The sequence below is a fragment of the Streptomyces sp. NPDC088350 genome, from assembly GCF_044753545.1.
Classification (GTDB): Bacteria; Actinomycetota; Actinomycetes; order Streptomycetales; family Streptomycetaceae; genus Streptomyces.
The window spans coordinates 101,940-125,349 of sequence record NZ_JBIVNL010000019.1; the positions used below are offsets into that span (position 1 = coordinate 101,940).

The following is a 23,410-nucleotide window of genomic DNA, read 5'->3' on the forward strand; positions in this document are numbered from 1 at the left end:
GTCCGAGCAGTGCACAAAATGTGACGACACTGCCACCCTGCGCTACAGCCGATCGCGCAGCGACCGGTCCCGGACCATGAGCGCGGCCCGCTTGGCGGGCAGGTCGACCTCCGCGTCGAACCGGAAACCGGCGTTCAGGAAAGCGGCCACGGAGGGAGTGTTGCGGAGGTCGGGTTCCGCGACGACGCGAGCGCAGGCGGAGCGCCTTTCGAGTACGAGGTCGGCGACGGCCTGGAGGAGGGCGCTGCCCAGCCCTCGTCCCCGGTCGACGACGTCACCGATGAGCAGATGGACGCCGGTGTCGTGCGGTCGGGCGGGGTAGTGCCGGGCCAGGGGGTCGAGGTCCGCCCGGTAGATCTCCCAGTAGCTCATCGGGGTGCCGTCCAGCACGCCGAGACAGGGGACGCTGCGTCCGTCACCGGTGAGTTGGGCGCGCAGGTGGTCCTCGGTCAGCGTCTGCGGGCCGGCCAGTTCCCAGAACTCCGCGACTGCGGGGTCGTTCATCCAGCGGTCGATCAGGGGGAGGTCGCGCGCGAACTGGACGGGGACGAGGTGGAAGGCGCCTACGGGGGTGCGAGTTGGCCCCCAGCCGGCGACACGGTCGAGGAGATCGTCGCCGGTCGGAGTGCCTGTCTCGTAGTCCGCCGCGTCGGCTGGGGCTGCGTCGGCTGCGTCCGCCTCGGCCCAGAGCGCGATGAACTCCTCGGGCAGGCGGAGGACGAGGGTGTCCTCGCTGTCCGTACCTGGACTGTGACCTGTATGCGCGCTGGCGGGAGGCACGGTGACGCTCCTGACGGTCAGGAATGGAGGGGGTTGGCGATGGTGACGTAGACGGACTGGGTGTCGACCGGGCCGACGAGTTCGTCGAGGCCGTGCAGTCGGGTCAGCAGGTTGGCCTTGCAGCGCAGGACGGGTGAGTCGAGCAGGTGGGCCGGCAGGGAGGTGCGCAGCCTGGCGGGACCGGAGGCCACGTCGCGGAGGAAGCGGCGGAAGGCGGAGAGCAACAGCCGCTCGTCGGCGAGGTGTTGCGAACCGAACGCTCCGATGAGACCGAGCACGTTGTTGATCGCGAGGTAGTACGCGAAGCGTTCGTCGGTGACCTCGTCGGAGACGAAGGTGTCGCTGTGTTCGCCGATGCCGGGCAGTCGGGCGTCGAGTTCCGCGCGACGGGACGCCCGGAAGTAGTAGCCCTGGTTGTCGCGGTACCGGCCGCCCGTGGGCCAGCCTTCGGCGTCCAGCAGGAGGAGCGTGTTCTGTTGGTGTGCCTCCAGGGCGATTCCCGCCTCGCTGTCCAGCCACAGCACGGGACGGACGACCTGCTCCAGGTAGCGCAGGAACCACTCGGCGGCGACCGCTCCGCGCGACCGGCCGGTCCGCCCGGCGAGGCCCGTGACGACCTCCGCCAGCCGGGACCGCAGCGGTCCGCCGGACGGGGAGTGGCTGGTGAGCGAGGTCGTCGCCGGTCCGCCGACAGTGGCGTTCCGTTCTGCGTACGGCCGTGGTGAGACGAGCCCGGCGATGCACGACACGTCGTCGGACGCGCTGAACGGGTTGTGCCGAATCACCACGTCGATCCCGGCCAGGGGCACGCGGGGGCCGCGCTCGCCGGGTGCGTCGACGGCCAGCCACGCCGGGTCGCGGACGATGTCGAAGCCCGGGTGGGTGGCCTGCCACTGCTTCGACAGGCCGCCGCGCAGCAGACGGTGCACTTCGACGCCGCGATGGAGTTCCTTACGGAGGTTCTCGCGACGGGAGTTGGTGATGCGCAGGCCCAGGGACAGCTTGAGCATGGCGGGGGCGCCGGACTGGTGGACAGTTCGTACGGAGGAGGTGGGCTGCCAGGGCGCGCCCTGCGGACCGAGGTCCTGGATCAGGCCGGCGTCGAGCAGGGCCGCGATGTCGGCACGGTGCTGGATCTCGCGCCACTGCCAGGGATGCAGGGGCAGCGCGGAATGGCCCTCGGGCAGGGGGAGTTCGGTTCCGGCGAGTCGGGCCGTGAGGTCGGCGGCGGATACCGGGCGGCCTCGTTCGGTCCAGGCCGAGTCGGTGGCGACTACGGAGGGGGCGACAGCCAGCCAGTGGAGCCGGAAGGAGCCCCGCAACTCCGGTGAGTACAGGCGGGCTTCGGCCTCGGAGAGACCCTCGCGGCTCTTCGGGGTCGGGTGCAGCGGGTGTCCGAGCAGGAGTGCCTGCTCGGCGGAGAGGAAGAGATCGGGGCCGTCGGCCGGGCGGGCTCGGCGGTCCGTGATGAAGGTGACGGTACGGCGGAGGGAGTCGGCTACGCGGGCTACGAGGTCGGTCACGGTTTCTGGTGCGGTTGGGGTTTCTGGTGCGGTTGACGTTTCTGGTGCGGTTGACGTTTCTGCTGTCGCGGTATCGGGTGCCGTGGCGGCTGAGGTTGCGGCTCCGGACGCGGCTGCGGTTCCGGACTCCGCATCCACACCCGGTACGTACGATCCCCCACCGCGCCCCATCGTCTCCCTCGCGAGCAACGCCGCGACCGTGACCGCGTCGGCGGGCGGTGCGCCGTGAGGAGCCTCGGCGAGGTGGGGAGGGCCGAAGCGGTGCCAGCCCGTCGGAGACCAGTAGTGGACCTGCGCGAGCAGGGCCGTGCCGCTGGCCGGTAGGGGGATGCGGAGGGTGCCGTCGGCGGGAGCGGGGAGGTTCGCTTCGCGTGCCCAGCAGCGCAGGAGGTTCTCGACGGCTGCGGACTGGGCGGCGGTGTGGGGGTCCGGGTGCTCCAGCAGGTCGGTGTTGGTGCCGCGCCGCTGCCCTGTTTCCGGGCTGCGGGGCTGCTGCCGGGGAACGGACTCGGCCGACGCCGCCGTCAGGGTCTGCGGGTGCCGAGGACTCGGCTCCTGGGAATGGCCGTCAGGGGTGTGCGTGGGGTTCAAGACAGTTCCTCGGAAGGTGGTTCGGAGTGGGAGTCGTACCGCGCCGACTCCGGATGTTCTGGCGGGCGTTGGACTTGGGTGCTCTGCAACTGGCGCTACGGGTCAGCCGCGTTGGTGTCCCCCTTCGGTCCGACCCCGGGCCACGGCCTCCACCGCGTCGGACAGGCGGTCGAGTACCGCCGTCGCCTGCTCGTCGGTGATCGTGAGAGGTGGCAGGAGTCGTACGACATTCGCGTGGCGGCCCCCGAGTTCGACGATGAGGCCGCGGCCCAGGCACTCCTGCTGGACCGCGGCGGCGAGTTCGGGAGCGGCGGCGGGACGGTGGCGGTGCGCGAGCCGCTGCGGCGAGGCCGTGTTCCCACCCACGAACTCGACCCCGATCATCAACCCCCGCCCCCGCACATCCCCCACACACGCGAACTCGCTTGCCACTCCCCGAAGTTGGGCGAGCATCCGTGCGCCGAGTTCGCCCGCGCGGGCGGGGAGCCCGTTCTCGCGGACGTACGCGAGGGTCGCCGTACCGGCGGCCATGGCGAGTTGGTTGCCGCGGAACGCGTCCGCGTGGGCGTCGGGTTGGCGGAGGTCGAGGTCGTCGCGGTGGACGACGACGGACAGGGGCAGGCTGCCGCCGATGGCCTTGGAGAGGATCATCACGTCGGGAGTGACACCGCTGTGCTCGACCGCCCAGAAGACGCCGGTTCGGCCGACGCCCGTCTGGATCTCGTCGGCGATCAGCGGGATGGAACGGGCGGCAGTGATCCGGCGGACGCGCCGCATCCAGTCGTCGGGGGCGGGGATCACTCCGCCCTCTGCCAGGACGGGTTCGAGGATCACTCCGGCGGGCCGCGGCGCACCGGACTCGGGGTCGTCGAGGACGGACTCGGCCCAGCGGGCGGCGAGTTCGGCGCCGTACGCGCCGCCGACGCCGCACGGGCAGCGGTAGTCCTGCGGGGAGGGAAGGCGGCCGACGCGGGCGCTGGACGCGTCGCCGGGTGCTTCGAGCGCGCCGGTGGGCATGCCGTGGTGGGCGCCGGTGAAGGCGAGGATGTCGGTGCGCCCGGTCGCGGCCCGGACCAGCTTGAACGCGGCCTCGACGGCGTCGGTGCCGGACGGGCCGCAGAACCGCACGCGCGCGTGGTCGGCGAGTCCGGGCGGCAGCGTGCGGAACAGCTCGGTGACGAAGGCGTCCTTGACGGGGGTGGCGAGGTCGAGGGCCTGCAGCGGGGCGCCCGAGTCGAGGACGCCGCGGATCGCCTCCAGGACCACGGGGTGGTTGTGCCCGAGGGCCAGCGTCCCGTCGCCCGAGAGGCAGTCCAGGTAACGGCGGCCGTCCGCGCCCTCGATGGTCAGGCCGCGCGCCCGCACCGGCACGACGGGAAGGGCGCGCGCGTAGGTGCGTGCCGCCGACTCGCGCGCCGCCTGGCGCCGCAGGATCCCCTCGTGCGCCCCGCGCGCCGCCTGACGCCCCAGGACACCCTCCGGCACGCCACGCGCCGCCGCGGACACCCCGCCGGACCCGCCCGGCACGCCCCCGGCGGGCCCACCTCCCCCGTACACAGACTCGGCCACGGCCGCTCCCCGTCCCTCCCGCTGTCCAAAGGCGAGTTGAGGTCTCGCGTCGCCACGGGCGCGGGGGACCGCGCGTCGGCAGCAGGACCCCATCGGGGCCAACCCCCGTACCGGCGGCGGGGTTACGGGTTTCCTCAAGATCCTTGCCGTGACGGAACCGTTGCCGTTCCGTGGGAAGTCCCCCACAGCGAGCGCATAGTGTGTGTTGCCGTTCCCGAAGGCCGTGAGTTCCGCGTGAGCTCACCACTGGTCGCGGCTGGGATCACAGCCGCGGCGCATCATCCGTTCACCCAGGGGGAGTCAAGACCATGCGATCGATACGGCCGTCCTTCACCGCCCGTCGGGGGAGGAGCGCGCGTCGCGGAACCTCCCCCGTGCTGGCCGCCGTTGCCCTCGCCTCTGCGCTCACGCTCACCGCGACCGCCTGCGGTTCCGGTGACACCAAGGCGGACGGCCGGTCGACCGCGTCCGCGACCAGCGGCGACACGGGCGACGGCAAGATCAAGATCCCGGACAACATCAAGGACAAGCTCAAAGAGCACGGGATCGACCTCGACAAGTGGAAGCACGGCGCCTGGAAGAACTGGAGCAAGGACGACTGGCTGCGCGAGGCCGACGACTACATCAACCCGATCATCAAGGGGCTGTGGAGTTCCGGCCGGATGCGGGACGCCAACGACCCGGACAAGGGCGTCGACACCAACGACATCTCCGGTGACCAGGGCGTGACCGACCCGACGCCCTCGGCGGTGGACGCGAAGGCCGTGTCGCCTACGTACCACGCCAACGCGGCGACGGCGGGCAAGGTGTTCTTCGACTCCCCCGAGGGCACGATGGTCTGCTCGGCGACGGTCGTCGAGGACCCGGCGCACCCGGGCAAGTCCAACTTGGTGTGGACGGCGGGCCATTGCGTGCACGCGGGCAAGAAGGGCGGCTGGTACCGCAACATCGCGTTCGTGCCGTCGTACAACAACGCCGGTATGACGACAGCGCGGTTGACGACCGCCACCCGGGACCAGGTCGCTCCGTACGGTGTCTGGTGGGGCGACTGGGTGCGGACCTCGCAGCAGTGGATCGACCAGGGCGGCGAGACGGGCGGGCAGGGTTCGTCGTACGACTACGCCGTGATCCATGTGACGCCCGAGAAGGGCAGCGGGGGCAAGTCCCTTGAGGAGACGGTCGGTTCGGCCCTGCCGGTGAACTTCGACGCGCCGGCCGTGCCGAAGGTGTCGAGCATCACGGCGACCGGCTACCCGGCGGCGAAGCCGTACGACGGTTCGACGCTGTACCAGTGCACCGACAAGCCGGGGCGGCTGTCGATCAACGCCTCGGACCCGACGATGTACCGCATCGGCTGCACCATGACCGGCGGTTCGTCCGGCGGCGGCTGGGTGGAGACGGGCTCCGACGGCAAGCCGGCGCTGGTGTCCAACACCTCGATCGGCCCGGTGACTTCGGGCTGGCTGGCGGGCCCGCGACTGGGCGATGTGGCCAAGGGCGTGTACGACTCGGTCAGCAAGAAGTTCGCAGGGCAGTAGACACGACCGAGGCTCGCCCCAGGTGATCCGGGGCGAGCCTCAGGACGTGCTGTGCTACGGCCGTCAGGCCAGCGGCGCCGGGACGTACGGCGCGAGTTCCGCCGCCAGTTCCTCGTGCACCCGCACCTTGAGCTGGGTGCCCTCCGACGTGTGCTCCTCGGAGATCACCTCGCCCTCGGAATGGGCGCGGGCGACCAGCCTGCCGTGCGTGTACGGCACGAGCGCCTCGATCTCGACCGAGGGGCGCGGCAGTTCGCTGTCGATGAGCGCGAGCAGTTCGTCGATGCCCTGGCCGGTGCGGGCCGAGACGGCGATGGACCGCTTCTCGTTCCGCATCAGCCGCTGGAGCGTCAACGGGTCCGCCGCGTCCGCCTTGTTGATGATCACGATCTCGGGCACCTTCGTGGCGCCGACATCCCGGATCACCTCGCGTACGGCGGCCAGCTGCTCCTCCGGGACCGGGTGCGAACCGTCCACCACGTGCAGGATCAGGTCGGCGTCGCCGACCTCCTCCATCGTGGAGCGGAACGCCTCGACCAGGTGGTGCGGCAGGTGCCGGACGAATCCGACGGTGTCGACCAGCGTGTAGAGCCGTCCGCCCGGGGTCTCGGCCCGGCGCACGGTCGGGTCGAGGGTCGCGAACAGCGCGTTCTCGACCAGGACGCCCGCGCCGGTCAGCCGGTTCAGCAGCGACGACTTGCCGGCGTTGGTGTAACCGGCGATCGCGACCGAGGGCACCTTGTGGCGACGGCGCTCCTGGCGCTTGATGTCGCGGCCGGTCTTCATGTCCGCGATCTCCCGGCGCATCTTCGCCATCTTCTCGCGGATACGACGCCGGTCCGTCTCGATCTTGGTCTCACCGGGACCGCGGGTGGCGAGGCCGCCGCCCGAGCCGCCGCCCATCTGGCGGGACAGGGACTGACCCCAGCCGCGGAGCCTCGGCAGCATGTACTGCATCTGCGCGAGCGCGACCTGTGCCTTGCCCTCCCGGGACTTGGCGTGCTGGGCGAAGATGTCGAGGATCAGGGCCGTACGGTCGATGACCTTGACCTTGACGACGTCTTCGAGGTGGATCAGCTGGCCGGGGCTCAGCTCACCGTCGCAGATGACGGTGTCGGCGCCGGTCTCCAGGACGATGTCCCGCAGTTCGTTGGCCTTGCCCGAACCGATGTAGGTGGCCGCGTCCGGCTTGTCGCGGCGCTGGACGACACCGTCGAGCACGAGCGCGCCCGCGGTCTCCGCGAGGGCGGCCAGCTCGGCGAGCGAGTTGTCCGCGTCCTGCGCCGTTCCCGTGGTCCAGACGCCGACGAGTACGACGCGCTCCAGGCGGAGCTGTCGGTACTCGACCTCGGTGACGTCCTCGAGCTCGGTGGAGAGGCCCGCCACGCGGCGCAGGGCCGCGCGCTCCGAGCGGTCGAACTGGTCGCCGTCCCGGTCTCCGTCGATCTCGTGGCTCCAGGCGACGTCCTCTTCCATCAGGGCATCGGCCCGAAGACCGTCGGGGTAGGCGTGCGCGAGGCGCTCAGTGTCCTGGGAAGGGGAAGAAGAGGAGGTCATTGGGTCCTTACGTCGATGGGAGTCCTGCAAAGGTCACAACGTGCGAGTGCCCCGGGAGATTCCCGGTGAACCGCGCCGCCGACCCGACGATGGTCGCACGGCGCGGATCGCCCCGTCACGGCCTTATTTCACGGGTGGCTCCGACGTCCAGTCCGGGTGACCGGGCATCGGCGGGGTCTTCTCGCCGTAGAGCCACGCCTTGAAGAAGCCGCTCAGGTCGCGGCCGGAGATCGCGGAGGCGAGTTCCTCGAAGTCGGCCGTGGTGGCGGTGCCGTCGCGGTGGACGCTGACCCAGGTGCGCTCCAGGCGTTCGAAGGCCGGGCGGCCGATCTCCTGGCGCAGGGCGTAGAGGGCGAGGGCGGCGCCGTCGTAGACGTTCGGGCGGAAGATGCCGATCTTCTGGCCGGGCGCGGGTGCCTTGGGGAGGGCGGGCGGGCCGCCTGCGGCGCGCCAGCGGTCGGAGGCGCCGTAGGCCGCCTTCATGCGCGTCTCCATGGGCTTGTGCGCCTTCTCCTCGGCGTACAGCTCCTCGTACCAGGTGGCGTGTCCTTCGTTGAGCCACAGGTCGGACCAGGTGCGGGGGCTGACGCTGTCGCCGAACCACTGGTGGGACAGCTCGTGCACCATGATCGACTCGACGTACCACTGGGGGTAGGCGGGCTCGGTGAAGAGATCTCTCTCGAAGAGAGAGATCGTCTGCGTCTCGAGTTCGAAGCCGGTGGACGCGTCGGCCATGAGCAGCCCGTACGTCTCGAAGGGGTACCGGCCGACCTTGCTCTCCATCCAGGCGATCTGGTCGGGGGTCTTCTGGAGCCACGGTTCGAGCTTCGCGCGGTCCTTGGCGGGCACGACGTCGCGCATCGGCAGGTCGTGCGGTCCGGTGCGGTGCAGCACTGCGGAGCGGCCGATGGACACCTGGGCGAGTTCGGTGGCCATGGGGTGCTGGGTGCGGTACGTCCAGGTGGTGTTCGCGCCGACCTTGTCGACGCCGGCCGGCAGACCGTTGGCGACGGCCGTGTAGGCGTTGGGCGCGGTGACCCTGATGGTGAACATCGCCTTGTCGGAGGGATGGTCGTTGCACGGGAACACCAGGTGCGCCGCGTCGGCCTGGTTGGCCATGGCCAGCCCGTCCTTGGTCTGCACCCAGCCGCCGTCCTGGCCCTTGGCGGACACGGGGTCGCTGGTGTGCCGCACGGTGATCCGCGTCCAGCTCCCCTCGGCCAGCGGCCTCTCCGGCGTCACCACCAGGTCCTCGCCGGCGCTCTCGAAGGCGGCGGGCCGCCCGTCGACCTCGACCGAGTCCACGGTGCCGTGCGCGAAGTCGAGGTTGATCCGGTCCAGCGCCTCGGTCGTCCACGCGTCGATGGTGGTGACGGCCCGGAGCGGCTTGCTGTTGGTGCCGGGATAGGTGAAGGAGAGGTCGTACGACGCCACGTCGTAGCCCGGGTTGCCCAGGGTCGGGAAGAGGCGGTCACCGACGCCCAGGGGCGTGGGCGGGGCGCTCGCGGCGACGAGGCAGACGGAGACGGCGGAGGCGAGCAGCGCCGCCCTCAGCCGTCGGGAGTTCCCGGTGCGCGGCCGGGCGGCCGGATCTCCGGAGCCGGTGCGGGGGACGCCGATGCCGGTCGTGCCGGTGCGAGGGGTGAGCAGCATGCCCCACCGCTACCAGCGCGCGCGTGCCGCACGGCGACGACTCGCGCCCGGCCCACTCGAACGGGGTCTTCCGCAGGTCCACGGGGCGCTCGGCGCGCCGGGGCGCGCGGGCCGGGGCGCGCCCGGGGAGCCTGGGCGCGGACCGGCGCACGTGTCTCAGAAGGCCGTCGTGTGGTGCTGCGCGCGACTCACGTCGTAGACGCCCGGGACGTTGCGCATCGCCCGCATGAGAGTCAGGAGGTGGGCCGCGTCCGGAAGTTGGAGCGTGTACGTGTGGCGGACGCGCTGCTGGGTCGGGGGTTCGACGGTCGCCGACACGATTTCCGCGCCCTCCAGGGCGATCGCTTCGGTGAGATCGGCGAGGAGATGCGGGCGGCCGAACGATTCGGCTACCAACGTGACCCGGCACTCGGTGGTGTCGCCCCAGCGCACACCGACCTCCGCGCGCCCCACGCTCTTCATCTGCGCCACCGCGGCGCACTCCACGCGGTGCACGGTCACGACCCCGCCGCGCACCGAGAATCCGGTGACCTCGTCGGGCGGTACGGGCGTACAGCAGCCGGCGAGTCGTACGGTCGCGCCGGGCTGGTCCACGACGGGGGTGGCGGGGCGTTCGGCGGGAGTGTGCGGGGTGTCCTCGGAGGCGGGGGGCGCCGATCGAGCACTGTGCGCCTTCTCGGCCGTTTCGGCGCCCTCCCCGTCACCGCGTCCCGGGTGCGCCGCGATCCACCGCTGGATGGCGATCCGGGCGGCGGGGGTGTGCGCGTGCTCCAGCCACTCCCTGGAGGGCTCGGAGGCCGGGTCCTGGCCCATGAGGAGCTGGACGGTGTCGCCGTCCTTCAGGACCGTGCTGAGGGTCGCCAGGCGGCCGTTGACGCGGGCGCCGATGCAGGCGTGGGCGTCCTCGCCGTACTGCGCGTACGCGGCGTCCACACAGGTCGCGCCGTCGGGCAGGCCCAGCGTGCCGCCGTCGGGCCGGAACACGGTGATCTCGCGGTCCTGGGCGAGGTCCTCGCGGAGCGTCGACCAGAAGGTGTCGGGGTCGGGCGCGCCCTCCTGCCAGTCGAGGAGACGGGAGAGCCAGCCGGGCCGGGTGGGGTCGGCGCGCTCGCCGTCGTTCGCGGCCTGTTGCTCCTCCGAAGGAGGAGCGTAGGGATTGCCGAGCGCGATGACGCCGGCCTCGGCGACCTTGTGCATCTGGTGGGTGCGGATGAGGACTTCGACGACCTGGCCGTCCGTGTGGGCGACGGCGGTGTGCAGCGACTGGTACAGGTTGAACTTGGGTACGGCGATGAAGTCCTTGAACTCCGAGACCACGGGCTTCAGGCAGGTGTGCAGTTCGCCGAGGACGCCGTAGCAGTCCGCGTCCTCGTTCACGAGCACCAGGAGGCGGCCGAAGTCGGCGCCGCGCAGCCTGCCGCGCTTGCGGGCGACGCGGTGCACGGAGACGAAGTGCCGTGGCCGGATGAGGACTTCGGCCTGGATGCCGGCGTCGCGCAGGACGGTGCGCACCTCGTCGGTGACCTCGGCGAGCGGGTCGTCCGTGCGGGAGGCGTTGTCGACGATCAACTCGCGGGTGTGGTCGTACTCCTCGGGGTGGAGGATCGCGAAGACCAGGTCTTCCAGTTCGGTCTTGAGCGCCTGGACGCCGAGCCGTTCGGCGAGCGGGATGAGGACGTCGCGGGTGACCTTGGCGATGCGGGCCTGTTTCTCGGGGCGCATCACACCCAGGGTGCGCATGTTGTGCAGGCGGTCGGCGAGTTTGATCGACATCACCCGGACGTCGCTGCCGGTGGCGACGAGCATCTTGCGGAAGGTCTCGGGCTCGGCCGCCGCCCCGTAGTCGACCTTCTCCAACTTCGTGACGCCGTCGACGAGATAGCGCACCTCGGCGCCGAACTCCTCGCCGACCTGATCGAGCGTCACTGCCGTGTCCTCGACGGTGTCGTGGAGCAGAGAGGCCGTCAACGTCGTTGTCTCGGCGCCGAGTTCGGCGAGGATCAGGGTCACGGCGAGGGGGTGCGTGATGTACGGCTCGCCGCTCTTGCGCATCTGGCCGCGGTGCGAGGACTCGGCCAGCACCCAGGCGCGGCGCAGCGGTTCGAGGTCGGCGTCGGGATAGTGGGCGCGGTGCGCCTCGGCGACATGGCCGATGGCGTCGGGCAGCCGGTCGCGGGCGGCGGGGCCGAGCAGGGCGGCCCGGCCGAGCCGGCGCAGGTCGATCCGGGGGCGGGCCTTCCTGCGGGGCACTGTGTTGATCACAGGGCCTGGGCTCGCAGGGTTCGTGGCCTCCGCACTCATGGGCACCTCCGGCTGCTTGACCGGCGGACGGGTGCCCCATGGCGTACTCGGCTCAGGGGATCTTCGATCCCCCGTCCGGGCCGGTGCTTGATGCTACCGAGCCCACCACGTGCGACTGACCGCCTCTCGCCGAGCGTGAAACGGATCACCCATTCGAGCGAAGGTCGGGAGGTTTACGGTTTTGCGCCACGCCGTGCGACGTCGGCCGTGGTTTCGAGCCGCGCCGGACGCCGGAGACTTCGGATCAGGGTGCCCGGAGCGGCCGGGACTGCGATTCACCCGTTCAGCGGATGGCGTTTTCCAGCCACTCGGCATCGATCTCGCCCTCGGCGACGATCACCGCGGGGCCGGTCATCTCGATCTCGCCGTCGGGCCGCTCGGTGATCGTCAGCGTGCCACCGAGCACATCGACGGTGTATGTCACCCGCGTTCCGGTGACGGTCGGGTCGGCGCCGTCCCGGCGGGCGGCGGCCACGGCGACCGCGCACGCGCCCGTGCCGCACGAGCGGGTCTCGCCGGCACCGCGCTCGTGCACGCGCAGCGCGACGTGCCCGGGGCCGCGATCGACCACGAACTCCACGTTCACACCGTCCGGGTAGGCGGTGGCCGGGCTGAAGGGCGGCGGGGAGTACAGGTCGCCGGCGTGCGCGAGGTCGTCGACGAAGGCGACCGCGTGCGGGTTGCCCATGTTCACGTTCCGCGCGGGCCAGCTGCGCTCGCCGACGCTCACCGTGACGTCCCCTTCGGGGAGGCGCGCCTTGCCCATGCCGACGGTGATGTCGCCGTCCTTGGCGAGGTGGACGGCCTTGACTCCCCCGCGCGTGGCGACCGCGATGTCCCCTTCGGCCACATGTCCCGCGCGTTGGAGATAGCGCGCGAACACACGCACTCCGTTGCCGCACATCTCGGAGACCGAGCCGTCGCCGTTGCGGTAGTCCATGAACCAGTCCGCCTCGGCCGCCATGTCCCGCGCCTCGGGGTGCGCGGCGGACCGCACGACGTGCAGGAGCCCGTCGCCGCCGATGCCCGCGCGACGGTCGCACAGGGCGGCCGCGGCGGCCGGGGACAGGTCGATGACGTTCTCGGGGTCCGGGACGATCACGAAGTCGTTCTCGGTGCCGTGCCCCTTGAGGAAGGCGATCCGCGTGCTCATTCCCCGATCGTACGGGGTGGCTACGACAACCCGGTGATCACGGTGACTGCCGGACAGGTCCTACCGGAGCCTGGCCACGCGGTACACGGCGAGGACCACGGCCACACCCACCACCAGGGAGTACGCGACGACGACCCGCCAGTCGGGGCGGCGGCCGGAGCCGCGCGGCGGGAAGCCGGGCCAGGTGTAGCCGACGCGGCGGGCGGCCGTCGTGCCCCAGCCTGCCGCGCAGGAGCAGATGAGCAGACCGAGCATGGCGATCACGGCCCCGCTGTCGCCGAAGTCGAAGGCGAGCGGGAAGGCGAACATCAGGGAGCCGACCGCGGCCAGGGCCACGATGGGGGCGAGCTGCCAGATACGCAGACGGCGCTGCGGGCGCAGCTCGACCTCGACCTCGGGTCCGGCGAACATCTCGTCGGGCCCGGGACCGTCGGCGGTCACCCCGCCCTGGATCTCGTCCGGGCCGTCCGGGCTCAGCAGGCCGTCGCCCTCTTCCGGTTCACCACGGTCCGCGGTGACCTGCTCGGTGCCTTCTGCGGTGTCGCGAGGGCCGGCCTCCATCGCCACGCGCCCTCCCAACTCGGACTCCACTTGGTCGATCGAAGCTCGATGATGGCACGCCCCCGAAGGCCACAACGGCGGCCGGAGCGTCCCGATGCCATGACGTGATCAGGCTGTGACCGGTCGTTCGACCAACGCCAGTGCCAGGTGCGGAAGTTCTGTGAGATCCGCCGCAGCCCCACTCAACCAGTGCACCCGTGGATCGCGCCTGAACCACGAATCCTGACGGCGCGCGAAGCGCTTGGTGGCCCGCACGGTCTCCGCGCGCGCCTCCTGTTCCGTGCACTCCCCCGTGAGCGCCGCGAGCACCTGCTGATAGCCGAGCGCGCGGGACGCCGTGACCCCCTCGCGCAGACCGCGCGCCTCCAGCGCCCGCACCTCGTCCACGAGCCCCGCGTCCCACATCCGGTCGACCCGGCGCGCGATGCGCTCGTCGAGTTCGGGGCGCGCCACGTCGACGCCGATCTGGACGGTGTCGTAGACCGAGTCGTGGCCGGGGAGGTTGGCCGTGAAGGGCTTGCCGGTGATCTCGATGACCTCCAGGGCCCGGACGATACGGCGGCCGTTGCTGGGCAGGATCGCGTGTGCGGCCTCGGGGTCGGCGGCGGCCAGGCGGGCGTGCAGGGCGCCGGAGCCGCGCAGGGCGAGCTCCTCCTCCAGGCGGGCCCGGACCTCGGGGTCGGTGCCGGGGAACTCCATCTTGTCGACCGCCCCGCGCACGTACAGCCCGGAACCGCCGACCAGGATCGGCCAGCGTCCCTCGGCGAGCAGTGCGTCGATGCGCTCGCGGGCGAGCCGCTGGTACTCGGCGACGGACGCCGTGACCGTCACGTCCCAGATGTCCAGGAGGTGGTGCGGGACGCCGCCGCGCTCCTCGGGCGTCAGCTTGGCGGTGCCGATGTCCATCCCTCGGTAGAGCTGCATGGAGTCGGCGTTGACGACCTCGCCCCCTAGACGTTGGGCCAGGAAGACGCCCAGATCGGACTTTCCGGCCGCGGTCGGTCCGACGACGGCGATGACTCGGGGGGCGGGGGGTGCGCTGCTCACGTTCCCAGTCTCGCAAACGTCGGACCCTCGCCTCGAACGAGTTACGTGACAGCACGCGCGCGGGGTCGTTGCCCGTTGCGAGGTACCCCGCCGCCGGTTCCGGGAGGCGGTGACCCGGGCGACGCAAACGGACGCACCGGGCTACGCGGGATTTCGCCCGCACGAGTAACGTATGGAGTGGATATGGGAGTTTTTGACCGGCTTCTTCGGAGGTCGAAGGCTACGGAGGAGGCGTCGACCGCCGAAACGCAGGCCGAAACGCAGGCCGACACGCAGCCGGCCGAGTCGGCGGCGGCTGAAGCGGCGGAGGTGACGGCGGAGGCCGAGGCGGGGACGACGGCGACGGAGGCCGTCGAGGCCGCCGCCGGTGTCGACAGCGTCGAGATCCCCAAGCAGCAGTCCGCCGAAGCCGCCGCCGACAACGAGGCCGGTGAAGGCGCCCGAATGTAAGTGCCCCGCGTGGGAAGGTGAACCATGGGTCTGATGGACAGTTTGAAGGCCAAACTCGCCCCGGCGAAGGACAAGGTCTCGGGCCTCGCTCAGCAGCACGGAGGCAAGATCGAGAGCGGCCTGGACAAGGCCGCGAAAATGGTCGACGAGAAGACCAAGGGCAAGTACACCGACAAGATCCAGACGGGCACGGGCAAGGCCAAGGACGCCGTGGACCGACTCGCGCACAAGGACGACACGGGGAGCGCCGGGAGCACGGGAGCGGAGGGCGGCGGCACGACCACACCGCCGGACTCGACCCCGCCGGCTTCCTGAACCCCACCTGCACATCGATCGGCGGACGGCCGCGGAGCGCATGCCTCCTCGGCCGTCCGCCGTTTCGCGGGGCGGGGGGCCACGCCTGCGGCCTGTCGCCTGCGCGACGACTGCCGTGTACGGGTGCCGGTCACGCGCGACGCCGCTGAGGTACGGCCTACACGTGGGCAAGCCACACCGCCACGCGCGCGAGCGACGCGCAGACACTCAGCCCCAGGGCACATCACCGCCGCCCCGCCCGTCCACGCCTACGACCAGGTCGCGACCACGTATCCGACCCCGTACGGCGCGTCCTCGTACAGCAGCTCGCCGCCGAGGTTCGCGCCCTCCGCCGCGCCCGCGAGGACCTGCCAGGGGGCGCGGCCGGAGGCCTTCAGTTCGTACGCCAGCTCGGTGTCCAGGGCCTTGAGGGCCGCCACGTCCGCGGCCCCCAGCGCACGCGCGACCTCCGCGTCGAAGGGTGCCGCCCGCTCGTCCAGATAGCCCGGCGCCTTCAGCGTCCGGCACGCGCTCGCGTCGCCCATCACCAGCAGCGCGACCCGCTCGGCCTGCGCGACGATGTCCCGCCCGACTTCGACGCACCGCTCGGCCGCGAGAGGTTCCCCCACGCCGAGCCCCTCGATCGGGGCGTCTGACCACCCAGTGCGCTCCAGCAGCCACGCGGCGACGGCGAGCGCGGGCGGAAGCTCTCGCTCCGAACCCGCGGCCTTCTCCTCCCCCAGTCGTACGTCGAGATCCACACCGAAGCCGCGGAACGAACCCCGGGTGCCCTCAGGATGCGGTCCGCGCCCGCTCTGCTCTGCGGGCCCGACGACCACCAAGCGGTCGGGCCGGGCGGCGGCGAGCACTCCCAGCGCATCGGTGCACGCGGCCCGCGCGGCGGCCAACTCGGGTGCGGCACCGGCGGCGACGTCGGGAACGAGGAGCGGCGGGCAGGGGCACACGGCGGCGGCTACGAGCATGCCCGGAACACTAACAAGCGGGCCCACGGGCAGCGACTGCCCGCGTGGCGACACGGGCTGACCTTCTCGTACCCAGCAACGTTCTCGTACCGATCAGCGTTTCTCGTACGGGTCGGGTCGTCGGTTCCGCTGTCCGTACGTGTCCTCCACCCCGCCCGCCGGTGCGTCGCCGCCCCTCAGTCGCCGCCCCCAGCCGCACCCCTCAGTCGCAGCCGCAGCCGCTCCCCGTGGCGACCGGCAGCGGCGCCGGTGCGCCGATCTTCGGCAGGCCCAGCATCACGCCGGCCGACTTGACGGCCTCGGCCGCGTTCCGCTTCTCCCAGGCGTCACCCGCGCGCGTGGGCCGCACGTTCAGGGTGGGGCCCTCGGCGAGGAGATGGTGCGGGGCGGCATAGGTGATCTCGACCGTCACCACGTCACCGGGGCGGACCTCCTGGTCCGGCTTGGTGAAGTGGACGAGACGGTTGTCGGGGGCGCGGCCGGAGAGGCGGTGGGTGGCACCGTCCTTGCGGCCTTCGCCCTCGGCGACCATCAGCTCCAGGGTGCGGCCGACCTGCTTCTTGTTCTCGTCCCAGGAGATCTCCTCCTGGAGGGCGACGAGACGCATGTAGCGCTCCTGGACGACCTCCTTGGGGATCTGGTTGTCCATGGTCGCGGCGGGGGTGCCGGGGCGCTTGGAGTACTGGAACGTAAACGCTTGCGCGAAGCGTGCCTCACGCACCGCGTGCATCGTCTGCTCGAAGTCCTCCTCGGTCTCACCAGGGAAGCCGACGATGATGTCGGTGGTGATGGCGGCGTGCGGGATGGCCGCGCGGACCTTCTCGATGATCCCCAGGTAGCGCTCCTGGCGGTAGGACCGGCGCATGGCCTTCAGGATCGGGTCGGAGCCGGACTGCATCGGCATGTGCAGCTGCGGCATCACGTTCGGCGTCTCGGCCATCGCGGCGATGACGTCGTCGGTGAAGTCGCGCGGGTGCGGGGACGTGAAGCGCACGCGCTCCAGGCCCTCGATCGCGCCGCACGCGCGGAGCAGTTTGCTGAAGGCCTCGCGGTCGCCGATGTCGGAGCCGTACGCGTTGACGTTCTGGCCGAGCAGCGTGATCTCGGAGACGCCCTCGGCGACCAGGGCCTCGATCTCGGCGAGGATGTCGCCGGTACGGCGGTCCTTCTCCTTGCCGCGCAGCGCCGGGACGATGCAGAAGGTGCAGGTGTTGTTGCAGCCGACGGAGATCGACACCCAGGCCGCGTAGGCGCTCTCACGCCGGGTCGGCAGGGTCGAGGGGAATGCCTCCAGGGACTCCGCGATCTCGACCTGCGCCTCTTCCTGCACGCGCGCGCGTTCCAGCAGGACCGGCAGCTTGCCGATGTTGTGCGTGCCGAAGACGACGTCCACCCAGGGCGCCTTCTTCACGATGGTGTCGCGGTCCTTCTGGGCGAGGCAGCCGCCGACGGCGATCTGCATGCCAGGGCGCTTCGTCTTCATCGGCGCGAGACGGCCGAGGTTGCCGTAGAGCCGGTTGTCGGCGTTCTCGCGCACCGCGCAGGTATTGAAGACGACGACGTCCGCGTCACCGTCCGAACCCTCGGGCGCGCGCACATAACCGGCGCCCTCCAGGAGACCGGAGAGCCGCTCGGAATCGTGGACGTTCATCTGGCACCCGTAGGTGCGCACTTCGTACGTTTTGACGTCCACTGCCCCGCTCCGGTCACCGCTGCTCATGTGACAAGGGTAGGCGGTGCCGGGAGTGACTCTTTCGGCGGCCGAAAACCACCGTGGCTCACGTCACTGCGGAGTCCGGCCGGAATGCGGAGTTCCGGCATGACGTCCGTGGCGTGCTCACGCCTTATTACTGACGGGTACGACCAACTCCCTGTCGGCAGTGCCCGACTTCCCCGCAGCACTGCCCGTCGGCAAACCCCCCTCACTCCCCACCCCACCCTCAGGACTGACCTTGCGCAGACGCACGAGGCACCCGCGTGCCCGCGCGCCGGCCCTCGCCCTGACCGCCCTCGTCCTCGCGGCCGGCTGCTCCTCGCCCGGCAGCGGGACGACGGCCCAGGCGCCGCACAGAGCCCCTGGGCCTCGCAGGACGACACCACGACTACGACCTCCGCCGACCGTCCGCTCGCCGTGGCAGCCGCTCCGGCGACCGCCGCGACGGCCTCCGCGAGCCCCGGCAAGGCGGGCGGGCCAGCACGGGCGCACAAGACCCCCCTGACCGTGACTTCGTACGACAGCGGCACCCGACACGCCGTCATCTCCGCGGCCGGCAAGGGGAGCTCGTCCCCGGTCCGACCGCGACGCCTCCGTCGGCGACGTCATCGCCAGCGCCCCCGCGCCCGGTGCCCCGCACGGGCTGCTCGCCAAGGTGACGAAGGTGATCGGTGCGACCGGTGCCGGTACGGAGGTGCAGACCGAGCCGGCGGCCCTGAACGCCCTCCTGGGCGACGACACGGCGCACGGCGCCGTCCCCGTCGACCCGGCGGCCTTCGCCGTCGACAAGCTGCTGCCGGACGTCGAGGTGTCCTGGTCCAAGACCGGAGACATCCGGGTCGGGCCCAGGGCGGCCACGGTCCCACTCGGCAGCCTGCGGCTCGATGTGCGGGCCGCGGTGCCCACGGCGGAGGGCGCGTCCGCGTCGGCGTCCGTCTCCGGCGTCGTGCAGGTGGCCCCGCAAGTCGACTTCACCTACGGCGGTGAAGGCATCGGCTCCACGCCCGGTTCGGCGTATCTGGGGGTGTCCGGCGACTGGACCTCGGGGTGGGCCCTCAAGGGCCGTGCCACCGCGTCGACCACCCCGCTGCGGATCCCGTTCGCGAAGCTGCACGCCGACCCGGTACTCCAGGTCGGCCCCGTCCCCGTCGTCGTGAACCTCGACCTGACCTGCTATCTCAAGATCAGCGGCGACGGCAAGGTCACCGTCGATATGGAGCAGCACCTCGACGGCGACTTCAAGGCGGGCGGCACCTTCGCACCGGCCAAGGGCTGGACCCCGGTCGACTCGGCGAACATGACCGGCACCCCGGTACGCAGCACCGTGACGACGGCCGGCAGCGTCAGGGCGGCACTCGGCGCGGAGGCCACCGTCGGCCTCTACGGCACCGTGGGCGTCACCGCCGACCTGGCGCCGTATCTCCGGGGAGAGGCCTCGGGCACGGCCGGCTCGGAAGCGTCGGCCGCCTCCTGGGCCGTCTACGGCGGCGTCGACCTCACCGGCACCCTGCGCGTCCAGCTGTCGATCTTCGGCACCCCGGCGTTCGAGCACGACGTCCCGCTGGGCACCCTGCACCGGGAGTGGAAACTGGCGCCCGTCGGCACCTCGTAGGCCAGTCACTCCCCCCGTCGCCACCGACACCCCGCAGTAGCGCGCCACTCCGACGTCACCCGGCGCCCCGCCCCACAGCCGGCCTCGACGTCACTCCCCGCCCGCACCCCACCCCTGCTCGCGCAGCACCCCCGACACGTCCGGCGCCTCGTAGTGCTCCCCCTTGAGGACCTTGCCGTCGGCCCTGCGGGCGATCTCGCCGTCCGGGCCGATCTTGGTCATGTTGGAGCGGTGGACCTCGGCGAGCACCGCGTCGAGGTCGATGCCGTGGACGAGGGCCGTGCCGTACGCGACGTAGACGACGTCGGCCAGTTCGTGCGCCAGCCGGTCGAGGGGGCCGCCGACCGAGACCTCGGCTACCTCCGCGGCCTCCTCGGCGAGGAGTTCGCCGCGGTGGGCGGCGAGGGCGGGGGCGACCTCGGTGGGTGTGCTGCGGGCGTCGAGCCCGAAGGCCAGGTGGAATTCGCGGACCAGGTCGGCGGGCGAAGTACTCATGCCACGACCTTAACGGCGGCCACTGACAGCCCCGGCCCGCGAGGTTCCGCCGGCGGATCAACTCGCGAACGCGAGGGGCAACACACACTCCTCCCACGGCGTTGTAGGCGCCCCGGGGGCCCAGCCGTGTTTTGTCGGCGGTCACCGACTCCCGCCTCCGCGCCCGCCTCCCAGCCGGACACACCAGCCACCAGCCCCCGCGCGCCGTCGATTCCCCGCGCCCCGATCCGCCGCTCAGGCCCGAGCCCCGCCCTGGCCAGCACCGCGTACGTGCTGGCAGGATCGCGCGCATGGTCAAGGTGTTCTCCCGTATCAGCAGGCGCCGGGCCCTCCAGGGCGCGGCCGCCGGCTTCGTCGCGTTCGGGCTGCTGCTGTGGTGGCTGCTGCCCCTGGGCGACGCGCCGCCGACCGGGACGATCACCTTCAGCACCGGGACACGGCTGGGGGTCTACCAGGAGTACGGCAAGCTCCTGCGCACCGCTCTCGACAAGGACATGCCGGGTCTCAAGGTGAAGCTGGTGAACAGCGACGGGTCTCAGGAGAACGTCGCGCGCGTGGCGACCGGCAACGCCGACTTCACCATCGCCGCGGCCGACGCGGTGGGGACGTACGAGATGGACGGCAAGCCCGGTGCCGCCGAGCTGCGCGGGGTCGCGCGGCTGTACGACGACTACGTCCAGCTCATCGTGCCGCTCGACTCGGACATCGCCTCGGTCGCCGATCTGCGGGGCAGGCGGGTGGCCATAGGGCCGGGCCGTTCGGGTGTGCGGCTGATCGCCACCAGGGTGCTCACGGCGGCCGGCATCGACCCGAAGAAGGGCATCGAACCGGTGGCGGCCGGCATCGACACGGGACCGGATTTGCTCGAGCGGGGCAAGATCGACGCGTTCTTCTGGTCGGGCGGACTGCCGACGGACGGCCTGAAGGACCTCGCCAAGCACTACGCGTTCCGGTTCGTGCCGATCGAGGCGTCCCTCGTGGCCAAGATGCACGCGCAGGGCGACGCCACCCGCTACTACCGTGCCACCAACATGCCGGAGTCGGCCTACCCCACGATCCAGCGGGGGTCCACCGTCCCGACCATCGCCGTGTCCAACCTGCTGATGACCCGCAAGGACATGAACGCCAGGCTCACGGAGTGGATCACCAAGACCGTGATCAAGAGCCGTGACGGCATCGGCAAACGCGTCCACTCCGCACAGCTGGTGGACCTGCGCACGGCGATCTACACCGACCCGCTGGCCCTGCACGAGGGCGCCCGGCGCTACTACCGCTCCGTCAAACCGTAGAAGCACGCAAGCCGTAGAAGCACGCAAGCCGTAGAAGCATGCAAGCCGTAGAGGCACGCAAGTCGTAGGCCCATTCGGCCCGTTGCCCCCTGTTGACGCCCGTTGACGCCCGTCCTCGGACCGCTCAGAGCCGTTCTCAGGCCGTTGACGCCCGTTCAGGCCGTGGGCCCGCTCCTGGGCACCGACACGGTCACCTGGAGGCCGTGGGGCTCGTGGTGGGCGTACGTGAGGGAGCCGCCGCCCGCCGCCAGCAGGACATGGGAGATCGACAGGCCCAGGCCGGAGCCCTTGATGTTCTGGTGTCGGCCGCTGCGCCAGAAGCGGTCGCCCACGCGCGCGAGTTCGTCCTCGGTGAGGCCCGGGCCGTGGTCCGTGACGACGACGGTCGAGGTGTCGCCGTTCGACGCGACCGTCACCTCGACGCACTGGTCCTCGGGCGTGAACTTCACCGCGTTGTCGATCACCGCGTCCAGGGCGCTGGACAGCGTGACCGGGTCGGCCCAGGCCGTGGTGGGCGGGCAACTGCCCACCAGGCGCACGCCCTTGGCCTCGGCGGTCGGCGCCCAGGCGGCGACGCGCTCGGCGGTCAGCGCGCCGATGTCGGTGATCCTGAGGTCAGCGTCCGCGTGCTCGGCCAGTGCCAGGTCGAGCAGGTCGTCCAGGACCTGGGTCAGACGCTTGCCCTCGGTGCGCACCGAGGCGATCTCGTCATTGTCCTCCGGCAGTTCGAGTGCGAGCAGTTCGATGCGCAGCAGCAGCGCCGAGAGCGGGTTGCGCAGCTGGTGCGAGGCGTCGGCGACGAAGGCGCGCTGCTGCTCCAGCACGTCCTCGACGTTGTCCGCCATCTCGTTGAACGAGCGGGCCAGGCGCTGAAGTTCCGGCGGTCCACCGGCTGCCGCGACACGGGACTTGAGGCGTCCGGTGGCGATGTCGTGGGTGGTGGCGTCGAGGACCCGTACGGGGCGCAGGACCCAGCCGGTCAGCCGTAGGGCGGCGCCGACGGCCAGCAGCATCGCGCCGATCTCGCCGGCGCCGATCGTCAGCCAGCCGCGCAGGATCCGTGAACGCATCGCCCCGGTGGGCGAGTCGGTGACCACGACCGCGACGACGTCACCGTCCCGGATGACCGGCGAGGCGACTACCAGGCGGTTGCGCTGCCAGGGCCAGACCTGTTCCGGGTCGTGGCTGCGGCGGCTGAGGAGTGCTTCGGCGAAGGCCTCGCGCACCTCGCCGGTCTTCGGGAGCAGGAAGTCGTCCGGCGCGTTCGCCATGGAGGTGTCGGTGCGGTAGAAGACGCCCGCGCGGATGCCGTAGACCTCGTAGTAGCTGGCGAGTTCGCGGTCCAGGGTCTGCTGCCGTTCGTCCGGGACCGTGTCGGCGGGGCGTGATCCCGTGGGGGCGTCGGTGACGAACTGGGCCAGCGCCGCGAACCGCGCGGTGTCGTCGATACGGTCGACGATCACCTTCTGCTGCTGGGCCGCGGCGACGCTGATGGCGAGCGGGACGCCGAGCGCGAGCAGGACGGACGCCATCAGGACGATGAGCAGCGGGAGGAGACGTGTGCGCACCCGTGGACGCTACGCGGCCGGAGCGACGAGCCGGTAGCCGACGCCTCGTACGGTCTCGATCAGTGCGGGCATCCGCAGTTTGGCGCGCAAGGACGCGACATGCACCTCCAGGGTGCGTCCCGTGCCCTCCCAACTGGTGCGCCACACCTCGCTGATGATCTGCTCCCGCCGGAAGACCACCCCCGGACGCTGGGCGAGCAGGGCGAGCAGATCGAACTCCTTGCGGGTCAGTTGGACGATCGAACCGTCCACACTGACCTGGCGGGTGGGCAGTTCGATGCGCACCGGGCCGAGGCGCAGCGCGGTGTCGCCGCCGCCGCTCGGGTCCTCGTGGACGCTGCGCCGGCTGACGGCGTGGATACGGGCGAGCAGCTCCCCGGTGTCGTAGGGCTTCACCACGTAGTCGTCGGCTCCGAGGTTGAGCCCGTGGATGCGGGAGCGGACGTCGGAGCGGGCGGTGACCATGATCACCGGGGTGCTGGTGCGCTTGCGGATCTTGCCGCAGACCTCGTAGCCGTCCTGGTCGGGCAGGCCGAGGTCGAGGAGGACGACACCGAAGACGTCGCTCTCCGGGACGAGTGCCTGGAGGGCCTCCTCGCCGCTGCGGGCATGCGTGACCTCGAATCCGTGCCGCGCCAGGACCGCGGACAGAGCGGCGGCGACATGGTTGTCGTCCTCGACGAGGAGCAGTCTCATCCCGGCCCCCTCCGGTTCATCGTTCGTATGGTCTCG

General features: G+C 71.4%; 19 protein-coding genes. 5 read left to right on the forward strand and 14 right to left on the reverse strand.

Features of this window, described 5'->3' with window-relative positions:
* Positions 1 to 42: 42 nt before the first annotated feature.
* The 3 genes from ACIQBL_RS44580 to ACIQBL_RS44590 form a co-directional block, all read right to left on the reverse strand.
* Entirely contained in the window at positions 43 to 780 is a 738-nt protein-coding gene (locus tag ACIQBL_RS44580) for a GNAT family N-acetyltransferase (RefSeq protein WP_401953825.1), read from the reverse strand.
* A 17-nt stretch (positions 781 to 797) separates the two neighbouring features.
* Positions 798 to 2,894, reverse strand: coding sequence for an IucA/IucC family protein (locus ACIQBL_RS44585; RefSeq protein ID WP_401953827.1), 2,097 nt, complete (start codon positions 2,892 to 2,894; stop codon positions 798 to 800).
* Positions 2,895 to 2,996: 102 nt separating this feature from the next.
* Entirely contained in the window at positions 2,997 to 4,463 is a 1,467-nt protein-coding gene (locus ACIQBL_RS44590) for a diaminobutyrate--2-oxoglutarate transaminase family protein (RefSeq protein WP_401953830.1), read from the reverse strand.
* A gap of 308 nt (positions 4,464 to 4,771) precedes the next feature.
* Between ACIQBL_RS44590 and ACIQBL_RS44595 the strand changes: the two genes are divergently transcribed.
* Positions 4,772 to 6,001, forward strand: coding sequence for a trypsin-like serine peptidase (locus ACIQBL_RS44595; protein WP_401953833.1), 1,230 nt, complete (start codon positions 4,772 to 4,774; stop codon positions 5,999 to 6,001).
* Between the two features lie 63 nt (positions 6,002 to 6,064).
* Here the strand turns inward: ACIQBL_RS44595 and hflX are convergent, their stop codons facing one another.
* From hflX to miaA, 6 genes are all read right to left on the reverse strand, one after another.
* Positions 6,065 to 7,558 (reverse strand): GTPase HflX, encoded by a 1,494-nt coding sequence (gene hflX / locus ACIQBL_RS44600; RefSeq protein ID WP_401953835.1) that lies wholly within the window; start codon positions 7,556 to 7,558, stop codon positions 6,065 to 6,067.
* A 123-nt stretch (positions 7,559 to 7,681) separates the two neighbouring features.
* Positions 7,682 to 9,211, reverse strand: coding sequence for a M1 family metallopeptidase (locus ACIQBL_RS44605; protein ID WP_401953837.1), 1,530 nt, complete (start codon positions 9,209 to 9,211; stop codon positions 7,682 to 7,684).
* Positions 9,212 to 9,367: 156 nt separating this feature from the next.
* Positions 9,368 to 11,512, reverse strand: coding sequence for a RelA/SpoT family protein (locus ACIQBL_RS44610; protein ID WP_401953840.1), 2,145 nt, complete (start codon positions 11,510 to 11,512; stop codon positions 9,368 to 9,370).
* 283 nt (positions 11,513 to 11,795) lie between these two features.
* Positions 11,796 to 12,665, reverse strand: a complete 870-nt coding sequence (dapF, locus tag ACIQBL_RS44615) for a diaminopimelate epimerase (protein ID WP_401953843.1) — start codon at positions 12,663 to 12,665, stop codon at positions 11,796 to 11,798.
* 60 nt (positions 12,666 to 12,725) lie between these two features.
* A complete protein-coding gene (locus ACIQBL_RS44620; protein WP_401953956.1) occupies positions 12,726 to 13,226 on the reverse strand; it encodes a hypothetical protein in 501 nt (166 codons plus the stop codon).
* A 108-nt stretch (positions 13,227 to 13,334) separates the two neighbouring features.
* Positions 13,335 to 14,273 (reverse strand): tRNA (adenosine(37)-N6)-dimethylallyltransferase MiaA, encoded by a 939-nt coding sequence (miaA, locus tag ACIQBL_RS44625; protein ID WP_401953845.1) that lies wholly within the window; start codon positions 14,271 to 14,273, stop codon positions 13,335 to 13,337.
* Positions 14,274 to 14,456: 183 nt separating this feature from the next.
* On the opposite strand from miaA, the gene ACIQBL_RS44630 reads away from it, so the two are divergent.
* Complete coding sequence (locus ACIQBL_RS44630; protein ID WP_401953848.1) at positions 14,457 to 14,723, forward strand: hypothetical protein; 267 nt, start codon at positions 14,457 to 14,459, stop codon at positions 14,721 to 14,723.
* 24 nt (positions 14,724 to 14,747) lie between these two features.
* Positions 14,748 to 15,038 (forward strand): antitoxin, encoded by a 291-nt coding sequence (locus ACIQBL_RS44635; protein ID WP_401953850.1) that lies wholly within the window; start codon positions 14,748 to 14,750, stop codon positions 15,036 to 15,038.
* A 248-nt stretch (positions 15,039 to 15,286) separates the two neighbouring features.
* On the opposite strand, the gene ACIQBL_RS44640 is transcribed toward ACIQBL_RS44635, so the two are convergent.
* Both ACIQBL_RS44640 and miaB read right to left on the reverse strand, forming a co-directional pair.
* Positions 15,287 to 16,000, reverse strand: a complete 714-nt coding sequence (locus ACIQBL_RS44640; RefSeq protein WP_401953853.1) for a class III extradiol dioxygenase subunit B-like domain-containing protein — start codon at positions 15,998 to 16,000, stop codon at positions 15,287 to 15,289.
* Between the two features lie 202 nt (positions 16,001 to 16,202).
* A complete protein-coding gene (gene miaB, locus ACIQBL_RS44645) occupies positions 16,203 to 17,720 on the reverse strand; it encodes a tRNA (N6-isopentenyl adenosine(37)-C2)-methylthiotransferase MiaB (protein ID WP_401953856.1) in 1,518 nt (505 codons plus the stop codon).
* Positions 17,721 to 18,378: 658 nt separating this feature from the next.
* Between miaB and ACIQBL_RS44650 the strand changes: the two genes are divergently transcribed.
* On the forward strand, positions 18,379 to 19,326 hold the full coding sequence (locus ACIQBL_RS44650; protein ID WP_401953859.1) for a hypothetical protein: 948 nt from the start codon (positions 18,379 to 18,381) through the stop codon (positions 19,324 to 19,326).
* A gap of 90 nt (positions 19,327 to 19,416) precedes the next feature.
* On the opposite strand, the gene ACIQBL_RS44655 is transcribed toward ACIQBL_RS44650, so the two are convergent.
* On the reverse strand, positions 19,417 to 19,821 hold the full coding sequence (locus tag ACIQBL_RS44655; protein ID WP_401953862.1) for a MazG nucleotide pyrophosphohydrolase domain-containing protein: 405 nt from the start codon (positions 19,819 to 19,821) through the stop codon (positions 19,417 to 19,419).
* A 290-nt stretch (positions 19,822 to 20,111) separates the two neighbouring features.
* On the opposite strand from ACIQBL_RS44655, the gene ACIQBL_RS44660 reads away from it, so the two are divergent.
* Positions 20,112 to 21,110 carry a TAXI family TRAP transporter solute-binding subunit gene (locus tag ACIQBL_RS44660; protein WP_401953864.1) on the forward strand — a complete coding sequence of 333 codons (999 nt, stop codon included), beginning with the start codon at positions 20,112 to 20,114 and terminating at the stop codon, positions 21,108 to 21,110.
* A 155-nt stretch (positions 21,111 to 21,265) separates the two neighbouring features.
* Here the strand turns inward: ACIQBL_RS44660 and ACIQBL_RS44665 are convergent, their stop codons facing one another.
* Both ACIQBL_RS44665 and ACIQBL_RS44670 read right to left on the reverse strand, forming a co-directional pair.
* Entirely contained in the window at positions 21,266 to 22,678 is a 1,413-nt protein-coding gene (locus ACIQBL_RS44665) for an ATP-binding protein (protein WP_401953867.1), read from the reverse strand.
* Between the two features lie 9 nt (positions 22,679 to 22,687).
* Positions 22,688 to 23,374, reverse strand: a complete 687-nt coding sequence (locus ACIQBL_RS44670; RefSeq protein WP_401953869.1) for a response regulator transcription factor — start codon at positions 23,372 to 23,374, stop codon at positions 22,688 to 22,690.
* Positions 23,375 to 23,410 lie beyond the last annotated feature (36 nt).